Annotated in this window: 18 protein-coding genes; 7 read left to right on the forward strand and 11 right to left on the reverse strand. The window is 71.2% G+C overall.

Going from position 1 to position 17,821, the window contains the following annotated elements:
* Positions 1–11 precede the first annotated feature (11 nt).
* The 9 genes from ACIPC1_RS19710 to ACIPC1_RS19750 all read right to left on the reverse strand — a co-directional run bounded on the left by ACIPC1_RS19710 (position 12) and on the right by ACIPC1_RS19750 (position 8,751).
* The gene (locus ACIPC1_RS19710; RefSeq protein ID WP_402518596.1) at positions 12–1,448 is read right to left on the reverse strand and encodes a glycosyltransferase 87 family protein; all 1,437 of its coding nucleotides are present in this window, start codon (positions 1,446–1,448) and stop codon (positions 12–14) included.
* Positions 1,445–2,833 carry a polyprenol phosphomannose-dependent alpha 1,6 mannosyltransferase MptB gene (mptB, locus tag ACIPC1_RS19715; protein ID WP_402518598.1) on the reverse strand — a complete coding sequence of 463 codons (1,389 nt, stop codon included), beginning with the start codon at positions 2,831–2,833 and terminating at the stop codon, positions 1,445–1,447. Before mptB ends, ACIPC1_RS19710 begins: the two co-directional genes overlap by 4 nt.
* A gap of 145 nt (positions 2,834–2,978) precedes the next feature.
* Complete coding sequence (locus ACIPC1_RS19720; RefSeq protein WP_384376985.1) at positions 2,979–3,902, reverse strand: glutaminase; 924 nt, start codon at positions 3,900–3,902, stop codon at positions 2,979–2,981.
* Positions 3,903–4,455: 553 nt separating this feature from the next.
* The gene (locus tag ACIPC1_RS19725; RefSeq protein WP_402518810.1) at positions 4,456–5,478 is read right to left on the reverse strand and encodes an asparaginase; all 1,023 of its coding nucleotides are present in this window, start codon (positions 5,476–5,478) and stop codon (positions 4,456–4,458) included.
* 118 nt (positions 5,479–5,596) lie between these two features.
* Entirely contained in the window at positions 5,597–6,274 is a 678-nt protein-coding gene (locus ACIPC1_RS19730; RefSeq protein ID WP_402518811.1) for a FadR/GntR family transcriptional regulator, read from the reverse strand.
* 118 nt (positions 6,275–6,392) lie between these two features.
* Positions 6,393–7,226: an undecaprenyl-diphosphate phosphatase gene (locus ACIPC1_RS19735; protein ID WP_402518599.1), complete on the reverse strand. Its 834-nt coding sequence runs from the start codon at positions 7,224–7,226 to the stop codon at positions 6,393–6,395.
* A gap of 72 nt (positions 7,227–7,298) precedes the next feature.
* Entirely contained in the window at positions 7,299–7,673 is a 375-nt protein-coding gene (gene crcB / locus ACIPC1_RS19740) for a fluoride efflux transporter CrcB (protein ID WP_402518601.1), read from the reverse strand.
* 26 nt (positions 7,674–7,699) lie between these two features.
* Positions 7,700–8,164: a fluoride efflux transporter CrcB gene (gene crcB / locus ACIPC1_RS19745; protein ID WP_402518603.1), complete on the reverse strand. Its 465-nt coding sequence runs from the start codon at positions 8,162–8,164 to the stop codon at positions 7,700–7,702.
* Between the two features lie 299 nt (positions 8,165–8,463).
* Positions 8,464–8,751: an ArsR family transcriptional regulator gene (locus ACIPC1_RS19750; protein WP_384376997.1), complete on the reverse strand. Its 288-nt coding sequence runs from the start codon at positions 8,749–8,751 to the stop codon at positions 8,464–8,466.
* A gap of 649 nt (positions 8,752–9,400) precedes the next feature.
* Between ACIPC1_RS19750 and ACIPC1_RS19755 the strand changes: the two genes are divergently transcribed.
* Positions 9,401–9,793, forward strand: a complete 393-nt coding sequence (locus tag ACIPC1_RS19755; protein ID WP_402518605.1) for a MarR family transcriptional regulator — start codon at positions 9,401–9,403, stop codon at positions 9,791–9,793.
* An 88-nt stretch (positions 9,794–9,881) separates the two neighbouring features.
* On the opposite strand, the gene ACIPC1_RS19760 is transcribed toward ACIPC1_RS19755, so the two are convergent.
* Both ACIPC1_RS19760 and ACIPC1_RS19765 read right to left on the reverse strand, forming a co-directional pair.
* Entirely contained in the window at positions 9,882–11,072 is a 1,191-nt protein-coding gene (locus tag ACIPC1_RS19760) for a hypothetical protein (protein WP_402518607.1), read from the reverse strand.
* Between the two features lie 162 nt (positions 11,073–11,234).
* The gene (locus tag ACIPC1_RS19765) at positions 11,235–12,083 is read right to left on the reverse strand and encodes a LysR family transcriptional regulator (protein ID WP_402518608.1); all 849 of its coding nucleotides are present in this window, start codon (positions 12,081–12,083) and stop codon (positions 11,235–11,237) included.
* Between the two features lie 368 nt (positions 12,084–12,451).
* Between ACIPC1_RS19765 and ACIPC1_RS19770 the strand changes: the two genes are divergently transcribed.
* From ACIPC1_RS19770 to ACIPC1_RS19795, 6 genes are read left to right on the forward strand one after another with little or no spacing between them, the layout of a single operon-like run.
* Positions 12,452–13,183 carry an alpha/beta hydrolase gene (locus ACIPC1_RS19770; RefSeq protein WP_402518610.1) on the forward strand — a complete coding sequence of 244 codons (732 nt, stop codon included), beginning with the start codon at positions 12,452–12,454 and terminating at the stop codon, positions 13,181–13,183.
* Positions 13,180–14,028, forward strand: coding sequence for a sulfurtransferase (locus ACIPC1_RS19775; protein WP_402518612.1), 849 nt, complete (start codon positions 13,180–13,182; stop codon positions 14,026–14,028). The genes ACIPC1_RS19770 and ACIPC1_RS19775 overlap by 4 nt, the downstream gene beginning before the upstream one ends.
* A 23-nt stretch (positions 14,029–14,051) precedes the next feature.
* On the forward strand, positions 14,052–14,948 hold the full coding sequence (locus tag ACIPC1_RS19780; protein WP_402518614.1) for an ABC transporter permease: 897 nt from the start codon (positions 14,052–14,054) through the stop codon (positions 14,946–14,948).
* A 2-nt stretch (positions 14,949–14,950) separates the two neighbouring features.
* Positions 14,951–15,667 carry an ABC transporter ATP-binding protein gene (locus ACIPC1_RS19785; protein ID WP_402518616.1) on the forward strand — a complete coding sequence of 239 codons (717 nt, stop codon included), beginning with the start codon at positions 14,951–14,953 and terminating at the stop codon, positions 15,665–15,667.
* Positions 15,664–16,635 (forward strand): ABC transporter substrate-binding protein, encoded by a 972-nt coding sequence (locus tag ACIPC1_RS19790; RefSeq protein ID WP_402518618.1) that lies wholly within the window; start codon positions 15,664–15,666, stop codon positions 16,633–16,635. Before ACIPC1_RS19785 ends, ACIPC1_RS19790 begins: the two co-directional genes overlap by 4 nt.
* A gap of 57 nt (positions 16,636–16,692) precedes the next feature.
* Positions 16,693–17,793: an LLM class flavin-dependent oxidoreductase gene (locus ACIPC1_RS19795; protein WP_402518620.1), complete on the forward strand. Its 1,101-nt coding sequence runs from the start codon at positions 16,693–16,695 to the stop codon at positions 17,791–17,793.
* Positions 17,794–17,821: the final 28 nt, after the last annotated feature.

The following is a 17,821-nucleotide window of genomic DNA, read 5'->3' on the forward strand; positions in this document are numbered from 1 at the left end:
GTGATGAACCCTCAGGAGGGCGGCGGCTTCGCGGTGTACGAGGAGACCCGCTCACTGCTCGACTGGGGATTCAAGGCGTCCGGGCGCGTCGAACCCGTCGGCTCGCTCCTCGACACGCGGCCCGTGCCGACGGCGGCACGGACCGCTCTCCCGGCCGCGCTGCCCGCGGCCGACGGACCCGGCCGGCCCGGTGCTGCCGCCGCGATCGCGGGCGCGGCCTGTCTGGGCGCGGGAATTGTGGCCCTGGCCCTGCGGAACAGGGGCGGACGGCCGACGCCCGGCTGACCGACCGGCAGCCACAGCAGCAGCCCGAGCGTGATCCACGTATAGGCGTTGCTGCCGATGAAACCGTCGAGGCCGGACGCGTCGTCGAACCACAGCCACACCACGCTGCTGCAAAGGATCGCGTACAGGATTCCCGCGGTCCGCACCCGGCTGCCGCGCAGCAGCACGGCGAAGGACGGCAGGAGCCAGACGAGATGGTGCACCCAGGTGATCGGGCTGACGAGGCAGGCCGTGAGGCCGGTGAGGGCGAACGCGGCGATCCAGTCCTCGTCGGCCACGGCACGCGAGGCCCGCCGGGTCCATACGCACAGGACCAGCACGGCGGCCGCCGCCCAGAGCACCTTGCTCGGTTCGCCCGGTGCCGCGAGCCGCGCCAGGACGCCCTGGAGCGACTGGTTGGAGACATAGCCGAGGCGTCCGATGCGGTCCGTGTCCCACAGTGCGTGGGTCCAGTAGAAGCGCGAGGCGTCCGGCGCCACCCAGGCAGCCAGGGCGGTGGCCGCCGCGGCGACGGCCGTTGCGACCCCGGCGGCGCGCCATCGACGGGCCAGGAGCAGCATGCCGATGAAGATCGCGGGGGTGAGCTTGACGGCGGCGGCGAGGCCGATTCCGACGCCCGCGCGGCGGCCCCGGCCGGTGGACAGCAGCCACGCGTCGCTCAGGACGAGGGCCAGGAGCAGCAGGTTCACCTGGCCGAAGCTGAAGGTGTCGCGGACGGGTTCGAACAGGGCCAGCAGGCAGGCCGCCATGGCGAAGCCGAACCAGCCGTACCGGCGCAGCGCGGGCCCGGCCAGGATCCACACCACGGCGGCGAGCGCGGCCAGGTTGAGCAGCAGTCCAATGGCGATCGCGGTGTGCAGTCCGACCAGCGCCATCGGCAGCATGCTGAGGGCCGCGAACGGCGGATAGGTGAAGCCGTACGCCGTCCCGGGCACGAGGTAGTCGTAGATCCGGCCGTCGTGGTGTGCCCAGGCGTCGATCGTCCCGTAGTAGACGCGCAGGTCGAACCAGTCGCGCAGCAGCGGCACGGTGGCGGTGAACACGGTGACGGCGGCGGCGAGTCCCAGCACCAGGAACAGGCGTCCCCGGTCCGTGCGGGGAAGCCGGGGAGAGACTGAGGGAAGCCTCCAGGACATGCCGGGGAAGGTGCGGGGGCGTCTCATGCGGTGCGCTCCAGTACCGGCGCCTGCGCCGCTTGATGGGCCTGCCAGAGCACGACGAGGGCGAGCAGTCCGCCGGAGACGGCCAGGACCACCTGTTGGGCGTCCGGCGCGTACCCGCTGGGCAGCACGGCGAGGGCGAGCACTCCGCTCGCGGCCGCGACCCGGTGGCGCACCGAGCCGCTGGGCGCCGCGGCGGCGATGAGGAACAGCCCCCACAGCGCGTACCAGGGCCTGATCGCCGGGCCGAACACGGCCACGGCGGCCAGACTCAGGCCCAGTGCGTAGATCGGTCCGGGCCTGAGGCGCAGCCATATGAAGAGGACGATGAGCACCGTCAGCACGAGTCCGGCGGTGTGCCAGGCGGGGAGGGCCAGAGGGGCGAGTCCGCTGCCGAGTTTTTCGAGCAGGGTGCCGGTGGCTCGGCCGAGCAGGCTGGTGAGCGACCAGTTCTGTGGGGACACGGGGGTCTTCAGAGCCGCGATCCAGCCGTAGCCCGTACCTGTCACGGCGGTCACCACGGCCGTGGTGGCGAGAGCACCGAAGGCGGTGGTCAGGACGGACGGCACCAGCCCCCGCCGCCCGCGCAGCGCGATCACCGCCAGCAGGCCGAGCGCGGCGGGTGCCTTGACCAGCGCCGCGAGGGTGATGAGGACGACGCCCAGGACGGGCCACCGGCCGCGTGCGGCCACCAGTCCGACGCCGAGCAGTCCGAGCATGATGGCGTCGTTGTGCGCGCCGGCGATCAGGTGCAGCAGGACGAGGGGATTGAGGGCCCCCAGCCACAGCGCGGCGGCCGGATCCGCGCCGCTGTGCCGGGCGAGGCGGGGCAGCGCCGCCGCCATCAGCGCGACGCCGAGCAGCGCGACCAGGCGCATGCCGAGCAGTCCGGCGGGGATCTCCCCGCGCGTGAGTCCGGACAGCGCGGAGGCGACAGCGAGGAAGACCGGGCCGTATGGCGTCGTGCTCTGCTGCCACACCGGCGCCACCTCGTCGGCGAGCGGACCGCCGAGCTGGGCGGGCCCGTGCGCGTACACGTCGATGTGCGCGTCGACCATCGCGCCCTGCGCGAGGTAGCTGTACACATCCCGGCTGAACAGCGGCGGCGCGAGCAGCAGCGGCGCCGCCCAGACGGCCAGAACGAGCAGCAGAGAGCGCGGAGTCGGCGGTTCGGGGCCGCGTACGACGGTGCCGAGGAGCGCCCACGCCGCTATCAGCAGGACGACGCCGAAGTACACGCCGACCAGGCCGAGTACGGCCTCGGCGGACTCGGGGGCGAGGAACTCCCGCACAGGCAGGGCTCCGGCCGTCTCACCGCCCAGAGCGAGAAAGGCGGAGCCGGCCAGACCGAGAGCCTGACAGCGGCGGAGATCGACGGGAAAAGCCATGGCCAACACTCGGAAAGCGTGTCAACGCCGGGTGACCGTAAAGCGACGTACTTCCCTCCGTACGGCGGCCTATGCGTGACCTCCGTGTGAGACCCGCGCGACGGGAGCCGGTTCCTGGCGCGGACAGCCCCGCCACGGTGCCGGATCAGAAGACGGACACCCCTGTCAGCGTCGTGAAACGGTCGAGTGCCGCGACGCCCGCCACGGAGTTGCCGCGCTGGTCGAGGCCCGGACTCCACACGCACAGCGTGCAACGTCCCGGTACGACCGCGATGATCCCGCCGCCGACACCGCTCTTGCCCGGCAGCCCCACGCGGTACGCGAATTCGCCGGCCGCGTCGTAGGCGCCGCACGTGAGCATCACCGCGTTGACCTGTTTGGACTGGCTCTGGGTGAGCAGCCGGGAACCGTCGGACCGGATGCCGTGTCTGGCCAGAAATCCGGTGGCCAGCGCCAGATCGGCGCAGGAGGCCTCGATCGAGCACTGCCGGAAGTACTGGTCCAGCAGCACCGGAACCGGGTTGTCGATATTGCCGTACGACGCCATGAAGTGGGCGAGGGCCGCGTTGCGGTCGCCGTGCGCGGCCTCGGAGGCGGCGACCTCCTTGTCGAAGTCGAGGCTCTGGTTGCCGCTCTCGGCGCGCAGGAACGCGAGCAGGGACCCGGCCGCGTCTTCGGTCTGGGTCTGGAGCCGGTCGGTGACCACCAGGGCGCCCGCGTTGATGAACGGGTTGCGCGGGATGCCGTTCTCGTACTCCAGCTGCACCAGGGAGTTGAAGGCGTTGCCGGAGGGCTCACGGCCGACGTGCTCCCACAACTCGTCGCCCTCACGGGCCAGATCGAGGGCGAGGGTGAAGACCTTGGTGATGGACTGCGTGGAGAAGGGCTGGCGCCAGTCCCCCACGCCGTACACCGTGCCGTCGAGCTCGGCGACGGCCATGCCGAAGCGGCGGGGGTCGCAGGCGGCGAGCGCCGGGATGTAGTCGGCGGGCCGCCCGCGTCCGGGAGTCTGCGCGATCTCGACGGCGATGCGTTCCAGGACCGGCTGAAAGGTCAGCGACGGGGACATGATCACTATTGTGCCGCGCGGCCGGTCCTGGTGCTCAGCGGGTCGGAGCGCCCGCAGGACGGTGTCTGCGAGGTGGCCTTCGGGTGCCGCTGTCCGCGAGTGACTCGGGGCAGAACACATCCGCATGGCGTTCGGCGGGCAACAGGCCGTCCTCCAGGCCGAGTTCGACAACTCCGGGGCCGGCGGCGGTCTCCGTCCAGCATCAAGGCGTACGACGTGAAGCCCCGCCCCGGCGTGATCGGCACCGCGTGCCGGCGCCGGCGTGAGTGAGGCACAGAGGCGGAGGTAGGAGACAGCGGGCCTGCACGCCCCAAAGTCCCCTTCGCGCCGCGCTCACGCGCACATGTCACGCCCCGGAAGCGGATCGAGCGCGCGGGCAGGACGGATGTGGCCGACCACCACACCACACCCGAGGAGCGGCGCACCGCTCGGCAAGGGCGACCTGGTCGCCCCCGGCGCGGGCCACGAGGCAGCCGCCCCAAGAGGGCGCGGGGAACCGCGCGACCAACCACAACAGGCCCGCACCCGCCCCACAACCCTCCTCACACAGCACTCAGGCGCACATGTCACGCGCCGGAAGCGGATCGAGCGCACGCACAGCGCGGATGTGACCGACCACCACACCACCCCCGAGGAGCGGCGCACCGCCGAATCCGGCAAGGGCGGCCGGGTCGACTCCCGCGCGGGCCAGGGCAGCCGCGGCCACCGGGATCCGCGCCCGGTCGGCGCCGTCGGCGATCTTCACGGCGACGGACCGGCCGTCCGGCAGCGCGGCGAACTGGACGCCTTCGAAGCCGTCCTTGCTGAGCAGCCCCGGTACGGCCCGCATCAGCGCGGCGACGTCGCGCCCTGAGCCGGATGCCATCTCGGCGTGCTCGCGCATCGCGTCGGCCACCTGCGCCTCGGGGGTGCCCGGGGCCGCGGTGGTGATCCTGGCCGCGGCGCGCGCGAGTCCGTGCAGCGAGACGGAGAACAGGGGCGCGCCGCAGCCGTCGACGGTCACCCGTGCGATCGCCTGTCCGGTGAGGTCCTCGACGATCTCCGCGATGGCCTGCTGGAGCGGGTGCGCGGGGTCGAGGTAGTCGTCGAGCGACCAGCCGTTGAGCTTGGCCGTGTACAGCATGGCGGCGTGCTTGCCCGAGCAGTTCTGCGCGAGCCGCGAGGGCAGTCGTCCCTCGCGGATCCAGGCCTCGCGAACGACGGGGTCGAACGGCAGGTCCGGGACGTTGCGCAGCCGGTCCTCCGTCAGTCCGGCCAGCTCCAGGATCCGCCGGGTCCCGGCCAGATGGCGCTCCTCGCCGGAGTGGCTGGCCGCGGCCAGCGAGAGCAGCTCGCCGTCGAGCGGCAGCCCGGCCCTCAGCATCGCCGCCGCCTGGAGGGGTTTGACCGCCGAGCGCGGATAGAAGGCGGCCTCGATGTCGCCGATCTGGAGCTCCACGGTGCCGTCGGCGGCCAGCACGACCACCGAGCCGTAGTGAATGCCTTCGATGACCCCGCCGCGTACGAGATGGGCGACGGGCGCGTGCAGGGGCTCGCGGATCACCGGTGCCGCCGCGAGGGAACTGCCGTACTGCATGGGCCGGTTCACGCTCCCGCTCCGGTAGGTATCCCGGAGACCCGGGTGCGCACCCCGTACCGGCCGACGTCGACATGGCCTGCCGTCGCCGGTGTTTCCTGCTTCAGGGGCTGCTCGCTCACGCCTCGAGTCCGCCTTTCGTGGGGGTGTCCGCGCGCTCGGGATGCACGATGGAGGTGAGGGTGGTCTCGACGCGGTCGAGGTGATGGGACATGGCCTCCACGGCGTCGTGCTCGCTTCCGTCGACCAACGCCTCGACGATCGCGCGGTGTTCGCGGTTGGACTGCTCACGGCGGCCGCCGAGTTCGTTCAGGAAGGCCGACTGGCGGGCCAGTGCGTCCCGGATCTCCTCGATGACCTTGCGGAAGACCGGGTTCTGGGAGGCCTCGGCGACGGCGATGTGGAAGACCGTGTCCATCGCCACCCACGCGGCGGTGTCGGTCTCCCCCTCCATGCGCGCCAGGAGATGGGTGAGCTGGTCGAGGTTCTCCGGGGTACGGCGCAGCGCCGCGTATCCGGCGACGGGGATCTCGACATGACGGCGCACTTCGAGGAGGTCGCCTGCCGCGTAGTCGCCGAAGGTGGGTTCCTCGACGGCGTGGGCGAGGACGAAGGTGCCCTTGCCGGTACGGGACACGGTCAGGCCCATGACCTGCAGGGCCCGCAGCGCCTCGCGTAGCACGGGGCGGCTGACCTCCAGGCGGCGGCAGAGCTCCGCCTCGGAGGGGAGCTTGTCGCCGATGGCGTACTCGCCGCGCTCGATGGCGCCGCGCAGGTGGGTGAGCACCGCTTCCATGGCGCTGACGCGCCGCGGCACCGACCCACCTGTCTGGCTGTCTGACAGGTTCACGGGAGTGATACTCCGCGGAACGGGAGGCGGCTGTCAACCGGCCGAAGGATTCACCAGGGCGGCCTCAGCTGAGCACACCCGCTCCGAGCAGGCCGAAAAGTGCCACGCCGATCACGAGCCGGTAGATCACGAAGGCGTTGAAGGAGTGCTTGGCGACGAACTTCAGCAGCCAGGCGATGGAGCCGTACGCGACCACGAAGGAGACGAGCGTGCCGACGGCCAGCGGGGCGGCGCCGACCCCCGTGCCCAGGGCGTCCTTCAGCTCGTACAGACCGGCGCCGGTCAGGGCGGGAATGCCGAGGAAGAAGGAGAGCCGGGTGGCGGCGACGCGGTCGAGGTCGAGGATGAGCGCCGTCGACATGGTGGCGCCGGAGCGCGAGAAGCCCGGGAAGAGCAGGGCGAGGATCTGGGAGCTGCCGACCAGCATCGCGTCCTTGAACGTGGTGTCGTCCTCGCCGCGCTTGTGCCGGCCCATCTGGTCCGCCACCCACATCACGCCACTGCCGACGATCAGCGAGGCCGCGACCACCCACAGCGAGGCGAGCGGCCCCTCGATGAGCGGCTTCGCCGCCAGGCCCACGATCACGATCGGGATGGTCGCGTAGATGACCCACCAGGCGAACTTGTAGTCGTGGTGGTAGCGCTCCTCGCGATGGCGCAGGCCACGCCCCCAGGCGGAGACGATCCGCACGATGTCCTTGAAGAAGTACACGAGGACGGCGGCGATCGCGCCGACCTGGATGACCGCCGAGAAGCCGACCACCGCGTTGTCGTCGACGGGGATACCCATCAGCCCCTCAGTGATCTTGAGATGGCCGGTGGAGGAGACGGGGAGGAATTCGGTCACCCCCTCGACGGCTCCGAGGACGACGGCCTGCCCGACGTTGATGACGCTCATGTGTTCCAGTTCTGGGGAGTTGGTCGACAGTGCTGTAGACAGTCTTACTACGCGCGGGTGCTCGCCCGTCGCCTAGGACCACACAGCTTGCGCGAACGAAACCCCCGCGAACGCCGCCCCGAGGCCCGCCATGACGCTCGCGACCACGTTCGCGACGGCGAGGAACCCGGCACCCGTCTCGGTCAGCCGCAGCGTCTCGTACGAGAACGTCGAGTACGTGGTCAGCGCCCCGCACAGGCCCGTGCCGATCAAGAGTTGCAGGTGGGAGGAGGCATGGCCCGCCGAGGCCGCGCCCGTCAGGACGCCGAGGACCAGACAGCCACTGACGTTGACGGCGAAGGTGCCCCAGGGGAAGGCCGTGCCGTGCCTGAACTGCACCGCGCGGTCGGTCAGATAACGCAGGGGCGCGCCGACCACGGCACCGATGATCACCAGCAGCCAGTTCACAACCAGTTCTTACCTTCCTCGCCTGCTCATCGCCGCTTCCACACCAGGGCGCGACGCGACGCCACCATCGCCAGCCATACCGCTGCGAGCGCGGCGAGCAGGGTCGCGGCGAGGTAGGCGAGGCCGGTCGCGGGGTGGCCCTCGTCGAGCAGTTTCTGGATGTCGACGGCGTACGTGGAGAACGTGGTGAAGCCGCCCAGCACCCCGGTGCCGAAGAACGGCCGCACCAGCCGGTGCACCGCCCACACCTCGGTGACGGCCACCATGAAGACACCGATCACCGTGCAGCCGACGACATTGACCCAGAACGTGGTCCAGGGGAATCCGCCCGCCTGGGAGGGCCACAGCGGCGACGCGGCGTAGCGGGCCGTGGCGCCGGTCGCGCCACCCAGCGCGACCGCAGCGACGACCGGTCCCTGGCCCTGCCACGGGGACGCCTGCCGTGCGGGCATCCCGGCCCGGTCGGCTCGCTCTTGTCCCGGGGCTGTCATGTGCGTACGCCTGCTGGCTCTTGTCGCTCTTGTCGCTCTTGTCGCGAGGCTGTCACGTGCGTACGCCTGCTCGCGTCTTGTCGCCGGGCTGTCATGTGCGTACGTCTCCTACTCGCCGGGGCCCGGTTACCCGAGCACGCTCGTTCGCAAGCAGGGACCGTTGGCGGCTCTGTCGCGCCGCGGTTCGGGTACGGCGGGCCCCACCGCCGCGCCGCGAGACAAGATCACGGCCGGTGAACAGCGTAACGCCGGGGCGACCGGCCCCGCACACCCGGCAGGAGCCGTGAAACGGGCGGCTCCTACCAGCCCTTCTCGAAGAAGTGGCTGACCTCGGCGATGCGGTACTCGTCGCGGCGGTAGTAGGTGCGACGTCTGATCTTCTTGGTCCGCAGCAGCCCGATCCCGGCGAGGAGGTCGAGGTGGGTGCGCGCGACGGCACGGCGCACACCGAGCTTGGCGGCGAGGGTCGCCGGGGTGACGCCGTCCTCGACGAGGTCGCCGTGCCGCTGCGGAGAAAAGTGCGCCACGGGGTCGCGCAGCCACTCCAGGATCTCCAGGCGTTGTCCACTGACGGGAAACTTCAGCATCTCGTCCCCCTCCGTCACGGCGGTCTCCCGCCACTGTCCCGCAGCCCGGGGCGACGCGCACGGGCTTCGGCGACGCTCGCGAAGGCCGAACGCCGCCGGGAAAGCCCGGGCCCGGCTGCCGCGGGATGTCGTCGGCGTCACAGATGTCCCTGGCTGTGGGCTTCGCCGCAGTCCTGTTCCTCTCTCCTCCGTCACCACGGCGGCCGCGGAAGCGCAGCCCTCACGGATCGCCTCCGCCGCCGAGCCGGTCGCACACACCGGTTCCCGCTGCCGCCCCAGCCCGTACGGCGCAGTACTGGACCCCCGAGCGTATGGCCGCGGCCGTGCCCGTCGAGTCGACCCGACATCGACGTGAGTGAGGAGCCGTCCGGGCCGGTGATCCGGACGTGGTCGCCCTGCGGCAGCGGCGAGAACCCCTCGACGGTCAGGCCGAGTGCGTCACTCAGGGTGTCCTGGCCGCGCCGCGCAAGGCCGGCCGCCCCGGGTCCCCGAGGACGTGTCGGCCGGCGACTTCGACGACTCCCCCGCCGCCACCGCGGTCACCCTCGCCCTCGCCACCATCCGCCGACCCTGGGACCGCATCAGCACTGGATGCAACTGCACTAGTTGCATACTCAAGTACTGGCCGGATCTCTGTTACCGTTCAGTTATGGCAGCGAACACTCCGGACACTCGGCTTGAGGACCAGTGGCGGGACATTCTCTCGGTGCACGCGCGCACGATGTGCGAGATCGACCGCGAGCTGCATCCCTACGGTCTGGGCGCCAGCGACTTCGAGGTGCTCGACATCCTCGCCTCGGGCGTGGCCGCCGATCCCGGCGCGCTGTGCCGCGTGCAGAACATCGCCGACCGTGTCCATCTGAGCCAGAGCGCGCTGTCCCGTCTCATCGGGCGGCTGGAGAGGGACGGCTTGGTGGAGCGCACCCTCTGCGAGGACGACCGACGGGGGGTGTGGGTCGCGCTCACCACGAAGGGACACGACCTGCACGCCGAGGTACACCCTCTGCAACGCGCCACCCTCGCCCGCATGTTGGACGGATAGCAACGATCCACCCCGCCTGCGTGGTGGGCGGATAGCAACGGTCCACCCCGCCCGCATGGTGGGCGGACAACACCGCGCCGGGAGCCAACTATTCGGCGGAACGCGGCCGTTGTTCCGGGCGCCCCTCACCGCCTGAGCGCCCCTCGCCTCCCGAGCCTCGCTCGCCGCCCGAGCCCTCCTCGTCCCCGCTGCCCCCGTCGTCCCCCGGGCGCCGGTCCATCGGCCGTTGCGGACCGACCGGGCCGACGGCGAAGTCCCGCGGCCCGGTCCACAGTGCGGGGACCGCGTCACATCGACGGCACAACTCGTAGGCGATCGCCTCGTAGTTGACCCGCCAGCCGTGGAAGTGCGGCCACGCCTGCTTCGCCGTCCGCTCCGCGGGGAACCCCGCCGCCTCGGTCGTCGCCACGGCCGCCTCGAACTCCGGCAAGGTGAGCAGGATCGGCGCGTTTGGCGCCGGGTCGGTGTCGAAGCCGAAGCGCAGCGAGCGGGCGATGTCGCGCAGCGCCGTGAAGCCCGCGCGCAGCACCAGGCGGGCCTCGGGCGGAGCACTGCTCGGCGCGAGGGAGAGCTGAAGGGCGGCGGCGTCCATGACGGCGACGAGACCGACGATCCAGCTGCGGTACGGCCGCGGTGACCGGAACGTCAGCAGAATCGGATACGTGGAGTGGCTCTCGCCGATGTCCGAGGCGAGCCGCTCCCAGGCCCGGTACAGCTCGGGCAGCGCGGTCTCGGTGTCGACCAGCCACTGCCGGGCCAGGATCTCCGGCCCCCAGGCGGGTTCGCCCGCGCGCGACTGGAGCAGGGTCACCTCCAGTTCGCGGCGGTTGTAGGCGGCGTACAGCGTCGGCAGATAGGCGATCTGCAGGGCGATCACGATCGGGCCGGTGGCCGCCGCCAGGAAGTCCACGACGGACAGGTGCAGCCGGTCACCGCTGGCGAAGCCGAGCGTGAACAGGCTGGAACCAGCCTCCCGAACGGCATTGGTCCAGGTCAGCGTGGACACGGCGTGCAGGAGCAGTCCGAAGCCGAGCAGTGCCCCGCCGAGCCAGGTCGCCAGCATGCCGACCAGCATCAGCGGGGCCAGCCAGGTCTGCGCGCGGTCGTGGGCCTGGTAGCTGCCGCCCGGAGCGGCGAGTCGCAGAAGCAGCCGCAGGGTGCGCCACCAGCGGATCACCAGCGAGGAGTAGAGCCCCCTGGGCACCACGAGAGTACGCAGGACGCTGACGAGAACCACCGCCAGGAGCAGTGTCCCGGCCACGCCCGAGATCCATTTCATGGGGTCATTGTCATGCTGTGCACCACAACCTCAGATCACACGTGTCGTGTCACGCCCCTCGTGTCACACGCTCCGCGTCACCCGTCTCGTGTGATCCGCCCCATGTAGCCCGGCCCCACGCCACCCACCCCGTGTGATCCACCCCACGTAACCCGCCCCACGTCACCGCAGCAGATCCCGTACCGCGTCGAACGCGGCGGCGACCGTCGCCGGGTCCGCGCCGGGGCGGGCCAGCGCGCTCATGGGGATCGGGGTGACCGGGGGCAGCCCGTCGTACGGGGTCAGGCCGTCCGGCGCGGGGCCGACCGCGGCGAGCAGGGCCACGCCCTGACCGGTGCGGGCGATGTCGAGGACGCCCGCGAGATACCCCGCGTCGCCCACCACCCTGGCCGCGACGCCGTGTGCGGCCAGGGTCGCGATGGCCCGGCGACGGATCGCGCAGGGGTCCTCGATGGCGACCAGCGGCACGGGATCGGGCGTGGCGGGCGGCGCCCAGCCGGGCGTGGCGTGCCAGGTGAGCGGCAGTCCGCCGACCGGGGTGCCTTCGGTGGCGGCGGCCTCGGTGACGTACACCGCGACGTCCACGCTGCCCCGCTCCACGGCCTCGACGAGGCGTGCCGAGCGGTCGATGCGGAAGCGCACCCGGCAGCCGGGCCGCACCGACTGCACGGCCGCGGTGAGCCGAGGCAGGAACTGGTCGGCGGCGTGCTCGGTGGTGCCGATGGTCACGGTGTCGCCGTCCACGTCCAGGAGGGCGCGTACGGCCTCGTCGTGGACGGCGAGGATACGGCGGGCCTGCTCCACCAGCAGGCGTCCGTCGGTGGTGAACCGCATCCCGCGGCCCTCACGCTCGACGACCGCGCGGCCCAGCGTCTTCTCCAGTCTGCGCACGTGCTGGCTGACCGCGGACTGGCTGAGGGCGAGGGAGTGGGCCGCGCGATGGAAGCCGCCGCAGTCGGCTATCGCGGTCAGGCTGCGTAGGGCCACGATGTCGAGCACAGGTTGGGACATGCTTCGAACGTAGCCCGAATCCGGTATCGATCGCGATTGCTGATCGATTTCGATGCGGAATCGTCGTTGGACGTGGTCGGCCACGGCGAGTCATGATGAGGGCATGCTTCACGCCACCGCTTCCGCTGCCTTCCTGACGCGGCGCCGAGTCATCGACTTCGGCGTGGCGTGCAGCGCGCGCTGTCGCTGACCTGCTGAAGCACTCCGCCGCCGGCCATCACTGAGGCGTTCGGCGCTCCTTCCTCCCGCGAGCCGCTTCCGGCTGCGCGTATGACACGTGGCACCGGTCCTGAGCCGCGCCCGCGTATCTCCACCCCCACGTTGCCCCGTCCCGCCCTGCCCTGCCCTGCCAAGGGAGTCGCCCCCTCATGCCCGCATCCCCGTCTTCCCCGCCCTCCTCGCCATCGTCTTCCTGGAACGAACCCGAAGGCCTCGCCGCACGCGGCACGCTCATCGTGCTGGCCGGGCGCGGTGAGCACGGCGGCCTGTACGAGCGTTTCGGCCGTCGGCTCGCCTTCGACGCCTACCGCGTGGTCGCGCTCGGGGATCCCAGTGCCGACCCGTCGGTCCTTGACCAGGCCGCCAAGCTCCTCGCCGACGAGTCGCTGCCCGGCCCGAAGGTGCTGGTCGGTTCGGACACCGGTGCCCGGTACGCCGCCCATCTGGCCGCCGAGCAGACGCCAGGGGTCGACGCGCTGATTCTCGTCGGCCTGCCCACCGCTCGCTGGGAGTCCGGCAGTTGGGACGCCGAGGTGCAGGCGCGCACCGCCTGCCCCACCCACCAGGGCCGGCTCACGAACGACCCGGACTTCCGGCGCGGAGCGCTCGACGCGACGGTCGATCTGCCGGAGCTGCGCCTCGATCTCGTACGCGTCCCGGTGCTCGCCCTGCACGGCGCGGACGACACGGTCAGCCACCTCGACCAGGCGCTGAGCCTGTACGCGAGCCACCCCGGAGTGCGGACCGTGACGTTCAACGCCGGCCGTCATGACGTACTCAACGACGCCCAGCACCGCACGGCCGCCGCCACGGTGGTCCTCTTTCTGGAGCGGCTGCGCCTCTCCCCCGAGCTGCCCCTGATCGCCGAGGGTCTCGCATGACCGCCCGGGTGACGACGACGGTCGCCGAGCTCGACGCCCTGCTGCGCTCCGCCGAACCGCCCGCGGTACTCGACGTCCGCTGGGCGCTCGGCGATCCGCACGGCCGCGACCACTACGCGGCCGGGCACATCCCCGGCGCCGTGTACGTGGACCTGGACACCGAGTTGGCCGCGCCGCCGAGCCCGGAGGGCGGACGCCATCCGCTGCCGGATCTCGATGACCTGCGGGCGGCGGCACGGAGGTGGGGGCTGCGGGCCGGTCAACCGGTCGTCGTGTACGACGACTTGGGCAACACGGCCGCGGCCCGGGCGTGGTGGCTGCTGCGCTACGCCGGGGTGGCCGATGTGACGCTCCTGGACGGGGCGTTGGGCGCGTGGCGGTCGGCCGGACTGCCGCTGGAGTCGGGCACACCCACCGCTCCGCCGCAGGGTGACGTCGTCCTGCGTCCGGACAGTCTCCAGACCATCGACGTCGACGGGGCCGCCGAACTCGCCACGACGGGGCTGCTGCTGGACGCCCGCGCGGCCGAGCGGTACCGCGGCGAGGTCGAGCCGGTGGACCCGCGCGCCGGTCACATCCCAGGTGCGGTCTCCGCTCCGACGGGGGAGAACCTCGCGGCGGACGGCACCTTCCTGCCGCCCGACGTGCTGCGCAAGAGGTTCGCGGACAAGGGCGCCGACGCGACCGCGCGCATCGGCGTCTACTGCGGCTCGGGCGTCACCGCGGCCCATCAGATCGCCGCACTCGCCATAGCCGGATACGAGGCGACCCTCTTCCCCGGCTCCTGGTCCGCCTGGTCCGCAGATCCCGCACGCCCCGCCGCGACCGGCCCCCTGCCGTCCTGAGGCGACGCGAGAGGAACCCCGCCATGACGACGAAACCCCTGACCACGGCGCCGGCCGTGCTGCCCGGCCCCACTCCCGACACCCCCGCCGCTCCGGCTACCCGGAGCACCCCGCGGGTCACCATCCGCGGCACCGCCCGCACCACCCGCCGCTTCACCGTGCCCCGCTCGGTACGCCGTGCCTCCGGCCCCGTCGGACTCGTACTCCTGTGGTTCCTGGCCTCGGCCACGGGCGTTCTTCCCGAGACCGTGCTCGCCTCCCCCGTGGACGTACTGCGCCAGGCCGTGGATCTGACCAGGAACGGTGAACTGCCGAGCGCCATCGCCGCGTCGGGACGGCGGGCCGGCATCGGGTTCCTGATCGGCGCGACCATCGCGCTGAGCCTCGCCCTGGTGGCCGGGCTGTTCCGGCTCGGCGAGGACGTCATCGACTCGTCGATGGGCATGTTCCGGGCGATCCCGTGGGTGGGTCTGATCCCGCTGTTCATCGTCTGGTTCGGCATCGACGAGACCCCGAAGATCGCGCTCGTCGCACTCGGCGTCACCTACCCGCTCTACTTCAACATCTACGGCGGCATCCGGTCCACCGACTCCCAACTCATCGAGGCGGCACGGATGATGGGGCTCGGCAGGCTGGGCCTGATCCGGTACGTGATCCTGCCGAGCGCGCTCCCGGGGGCACTCGTGGGCCTGCGGTACGCGCTCTCCACCGCCTGGCTCGCGCTCGTCTTCGCCGAGCAGGTCAACGCCGACGCGGGCCTCGGCTATCTCATGAGCAACGCCCAGCAGTACTTCCGCACGGACATCATCGTGCTCTGCCTCGCGGTGTACGCGCTGCTCGGTCTGACCTGCGACTTCGCCGTACGGGTTCTCTCACGCCGCCTGCTGACCTGGCGCGCCAACTTCGAGGGCGAGGCCTGATCATGACCAACAGCGTGGAAATACGGGGGCTCTCGCGGGCCTTCGACGGCAACACCGTCCTGCACGATCTCGACCTCGACATCCGCGAGGGCGAGTTCGTGGCCCTCCTCGGACACAGTGGCTGCGGCAAGTCGACGCTGCTGCGCATCCTCGCCGGGCTCGACGACGAGATCGGCGGCGAGGTGAGCGTGCCCGCGCGGCGCAGTGCCGCGTTCCAGTCTCCGCGGCTGCTGCCCTGGCTGAAGGTGTGGCGCAATGTGGTTCTCGGGCTGCCCGGCCGCCCGGACCGCAAGCTGGCCGACCGGGCACTGGACGAGGTCGGTATCGCCGAACGCGCGACCGTCTGGCCCAAGACCCTCTCCGGAGGCCAGGCGCAGCGCGTCTCACTCGCCCGCGCCCTCGTCCGCGAGCCCGAACTCCTGCTCCTGGACGAGCCGTTCGGCGCGCTGGACGCGCTGACCCGGGGCAAGGTGCAGCAGCTGGTCGGCGAGCTGTGGAAGCGGCACGGCTGCGCGATTCTCCTGGTCACGCATGACGTGGAGGAGGCGCTGCTGCTCGCCGACCGGGTGCTGGTGATGGACGAGGGGCGCATCGCCCACGACCTCGCCGTCGATCTGCCCCGCCCGCGCGATCTCACCGCCCCCGAGTTCGTCACCCTGCGCGCCCGTGTCCTCGGCTGGCTCGGTGTCACCCCCACCCTCGAAGGAACCCTCTCGTGATACGCAGAATCGCAGCCGCCGCACTGAGTCTCACCGCACTGCTGGCGCTGACCGCCTGCGGCGCCGACTCCTCCGCGGACACGGCCACCAGCCAGGACGAGGTCACCCTGACCATCGGCGACCAGGCCAAGACACTCCAGACCATCTTCGACGCCTCCGGGGCCCTCGACGGCGCCAAGTACAAGGTGAAGTGGGCCGAGTTCGAGGGCGCCGCGCCGCTCTACCAGGCCGTCCAGGCGGGCGCCACCGACACCGCGTACTCCGCCGATCTGCCCGCCCTCCAGGCGCTCAGCGGTGGCGTCAAGTTCAAGAACATCGCCGCGCTCAAGAACGACGGGCACAGCACCGGGATCATCGTTCCCAAGAACTCCGACGTGAAGAGCGTCAAGGACCTCAAGGGCAAGACGGTCGTGGTGTCCTCGGCGAAGGGCAGCATCGCCGAGTACCTGCTGGCCAACGTCCTCCAGCAGAACGGGCTCAACTACTCCGACGTCAAGGTGCAGTACCTCCTGCCGACCGACGCGCAGGCGGCCTTCGTCTCCGGGAAGATCGGGGTCTGGGCGACCTTCGGCACCTACATGGCCGTCGGTCTGCAACAGGAGGGCCGGCTCCTCGTCGACGGCACCGACGGACGCATCAGCGGGTACGGCTTCATCGGCGCCTCCGAGCAGGCCCTGGCGAGCCCGGCGAAGAAGACCGCGCTCGGCGACTTCCTCAAGCGCCTCGGTACGGCCCTGGAGTGGACGGACACGCACGAGAGCGCGTACGCGGACGCCATCGTGAAGCTGAACGGCGCCGACCCCTCGGTCGCGAAGACGCTCTCCACCTCCGCGTACAGCAAGGTTCTCCCCATCACCTCCGAGGTGACCTCGAAGGTCCAGGACGTCGCCGACCTCATGAACGGCATCGGTGTGCTCGAACCGAACGTCGACGTGGCGAAGTCGGCCGACACGTCCGTCCTCAAGTGACCGCTTCCCCGACCGACCCCTTTGAAAGCACGTGACCTTGAACGCCAGGAGTTCACCATGCCCGTAGAGTTCATCAGCGCCGTCCACACCGACTCCGGCGCGAACGGTCCCGCCGCCAGCGCACGCACCGGCTTCGACCCCGAATACGTACGCCGTTACGCCCGCGTTCTGGACGACGGCGGCTTCGACCACACTCTGGTCGCCTACCACTCGGCCTCACCGGACGCCCTCCAGCTCGCCCAGTTCGTCGTCAACCACACCGAGCGGATCCGCCCGGTCCTGGCACACCGGCCCGGCGTGATCTTCCCGACCCACGCGGCCCGCGCCTTCGCGACGCTCGACCGGATCAGCAACGGCCGCCTGTCCGTGCACATCATCTCCGGCGGCAGCGACGAGGAGCAGCACAGGGAGGGCGACTACCTCAACAAGACCGAGCGGTACGAGCGTTCGGACGAGTACATCCAGATCCTGCGGAAGGTGTGGACGGCGGACGGGCCGGTGTCGCACGAGGGCAAGCACTACAAGTTCGAGGGCTTCCACTCGGACGTACGCCCGGTGAACGGGCTGGTGCCGATCTCGGTGGGTGGTTCCTCGCAGGACGCCTACCGGGTGGGCGGGCAGCAGGGCGACATCTTCGGGCTGTGGGGCGAGCCGCTGAAGGAGACGGCCGAGCAGATCGCCGCCGTCAACGCGGTCGCCGACGCCGCCGGGCGCCCCCATCCCCGTATCTGGGTGTCGTTCCGCCCGATCATCGCGCCCACCGACGAACTGGCCTGGGAGAAGGCGCACCGCACACTCGGCGTGCTCAAGGAGCAGACCGCGAACACCGAGGTGTTGCGCCACTACAAGACGTCCGGGCGGCCGGCCAACGTCGGCTCGCAGCGGCTCCTCGACATCGCCGAGCGCGGCGAGGTCCACGACCGCTGCCTGTGGACGGCCCCGGCCATCGCGACGAACGCCGCCGGCGCCTCGACCGCGCTGGTCGGCTCCCCGGAGACCGTGGCCCAGGCGCTGCTCGACTACGTCGACATCGGCTGCGACCTGCTGTCGATCCGCGGCTACGACCCGCTCAACGACGCGATCGACTACGCCCGTTACGTCCTTCCGCTGGTCCGGCAGGAACTCGCCCACCGCGCCGCCACCTCCCAAGCCGCCTGAACCCCCTCTGAGCTCTCATGGAGATTCC

This window comes from Streptomyces sp. NPDC087263, from assembly GCF_044744645.1.
In the GTDB taxonomy this organism is placed as follows: domain Bacteria; phylum Actinomycetota; class Actinomycetes; order Streptomycetales; family Streptomycetaceae; genus Streptomyces.

What these genes read in the sequence shown, in the direction of transcription:
- ACIPC1_RS19795 (WP_402518620.1), top strand. Translation starts at nt 16,693, where the DNA reads ATGCCCGTAGAGTTCATCAGCGCCGTCCACACCGACTCCGGCGCGAAC.
- ACIPC1_RS19730 (WP_402518811.1), bottom strand. Translation starts at nt 6,274, where the DNA reads ATGGAAGCGGTGCTCACCCACCTGCGCGGCGCCATCGAGCGCGGCGAG.
- ACIPC1_RS19770 (WP_402518610.1), top strand. Translation starts at nt 12,452, where the DNA reads ATGCCCGCATCCCCGTCTTCCCCGCCCTCCTCGCCATCGTCTTCCTGG.
- ACIPC1_RS19750 (WP_384376997.1), bottom strand. Translation starts at nt 8,751, where the DNA reads ATGCTGAAGTTTCCCGTCAGTGGACAACGCCTGGAGATCCTGGAGTGG.
- ACIPC1_RS19725 (WP_402518810.1), bottom strand. Translation starts at nt 5,478, where the DNA reads ATGCAGTACGGCAGTTCCCTCGCGGCGGCACCGGTGATCCGCGAGCCC.
- ACIPC1_RS19765 (WP_402518608.1), bottom strand. Translation starts at nt 12,083, where the DNA reads ATGTCCCAACCTGTGCTCGACATCGTGGCCCTACGCAGCCTGACCGCG.
- mptB (WP_402518598.1), bottom strand. Translation starts at nt 2,833, where the DNA reads ATGGCTTTTCCCGTCGATCTCCGCCGCTGTCAGGCTCTCGGTCTGGCC.
- ACIPC1_RS19755 (WP_402518605.1), top strand. Translation starts at nt 9,401, where the DNA reads ATGGCAGCGAACACTCCGGACACTCGGCTTGAGGACCAGTGGCGGGAC.
- ACIPC1_RS19785 (WP_402518616.1), top strand. Translation starts at nt 14,951, where the DNA reads ATGACCAACAGCGTGGAAATACGGGGGCTCTCGCGGGCCTTCGACGGC.
- crcB (WP_402518603.1), bottom strand. Translation starts at nt 8,164, where the DNA reads ATGACAGCCCCGGGACAAGAGCGAGCCGACCGGGCCGGGATGCCCGCA.
- ACIPC1_RS19720 (WP_384376985.1), bottom strand. Translation starts at nt 3,902, where the DNA reads ATGTCCCCGTCGCTGACCTTTCAGCCGGTCCTGGAACGCATCGCCGTC.
- ACIPC1_RS19775 (WP_402518612.1), top strand. Translation starts at nt 13,180, where the DNA reads ATGACCGCCCGGGTGACGACGACGGTCGCCGAGCTCGACGCCCTGCTG.
- ACIPC1_RS19735 (WP_402518599.1), bottom strand. Translation starts at nt 7,226, where the DNA reads ATGAGCGTCATCAACGTCGGGCAGGCCGTCGTCCTCGGAGCCGTCGAG.
- ACIPC1_RS19760 (WP_402518607.1), bottom strand. Translation starts at nt 11,072, where the DNA reads ATGAAATGGATCTCGGGCGTGGCCGGGACACTGCTCCTGGCGGTGGTT.
- ACIPC1_RS19710 (WP_402518596.1), bottom strand. Translation starts at nt 1,448, where the DNA reads ATGAGACGCCCCCGCACCTTCCCCGGCATGTCCTGGAGGCTTCCCTCA.
- ACIPC1_RS19780 (WP_402518614.1), top strand. Translation starts at nt 14,052, where the DNA reads ATGACGACGAAACCCCTGACCACGGCGCCGGCCGTGCTGCCCGGCCCC.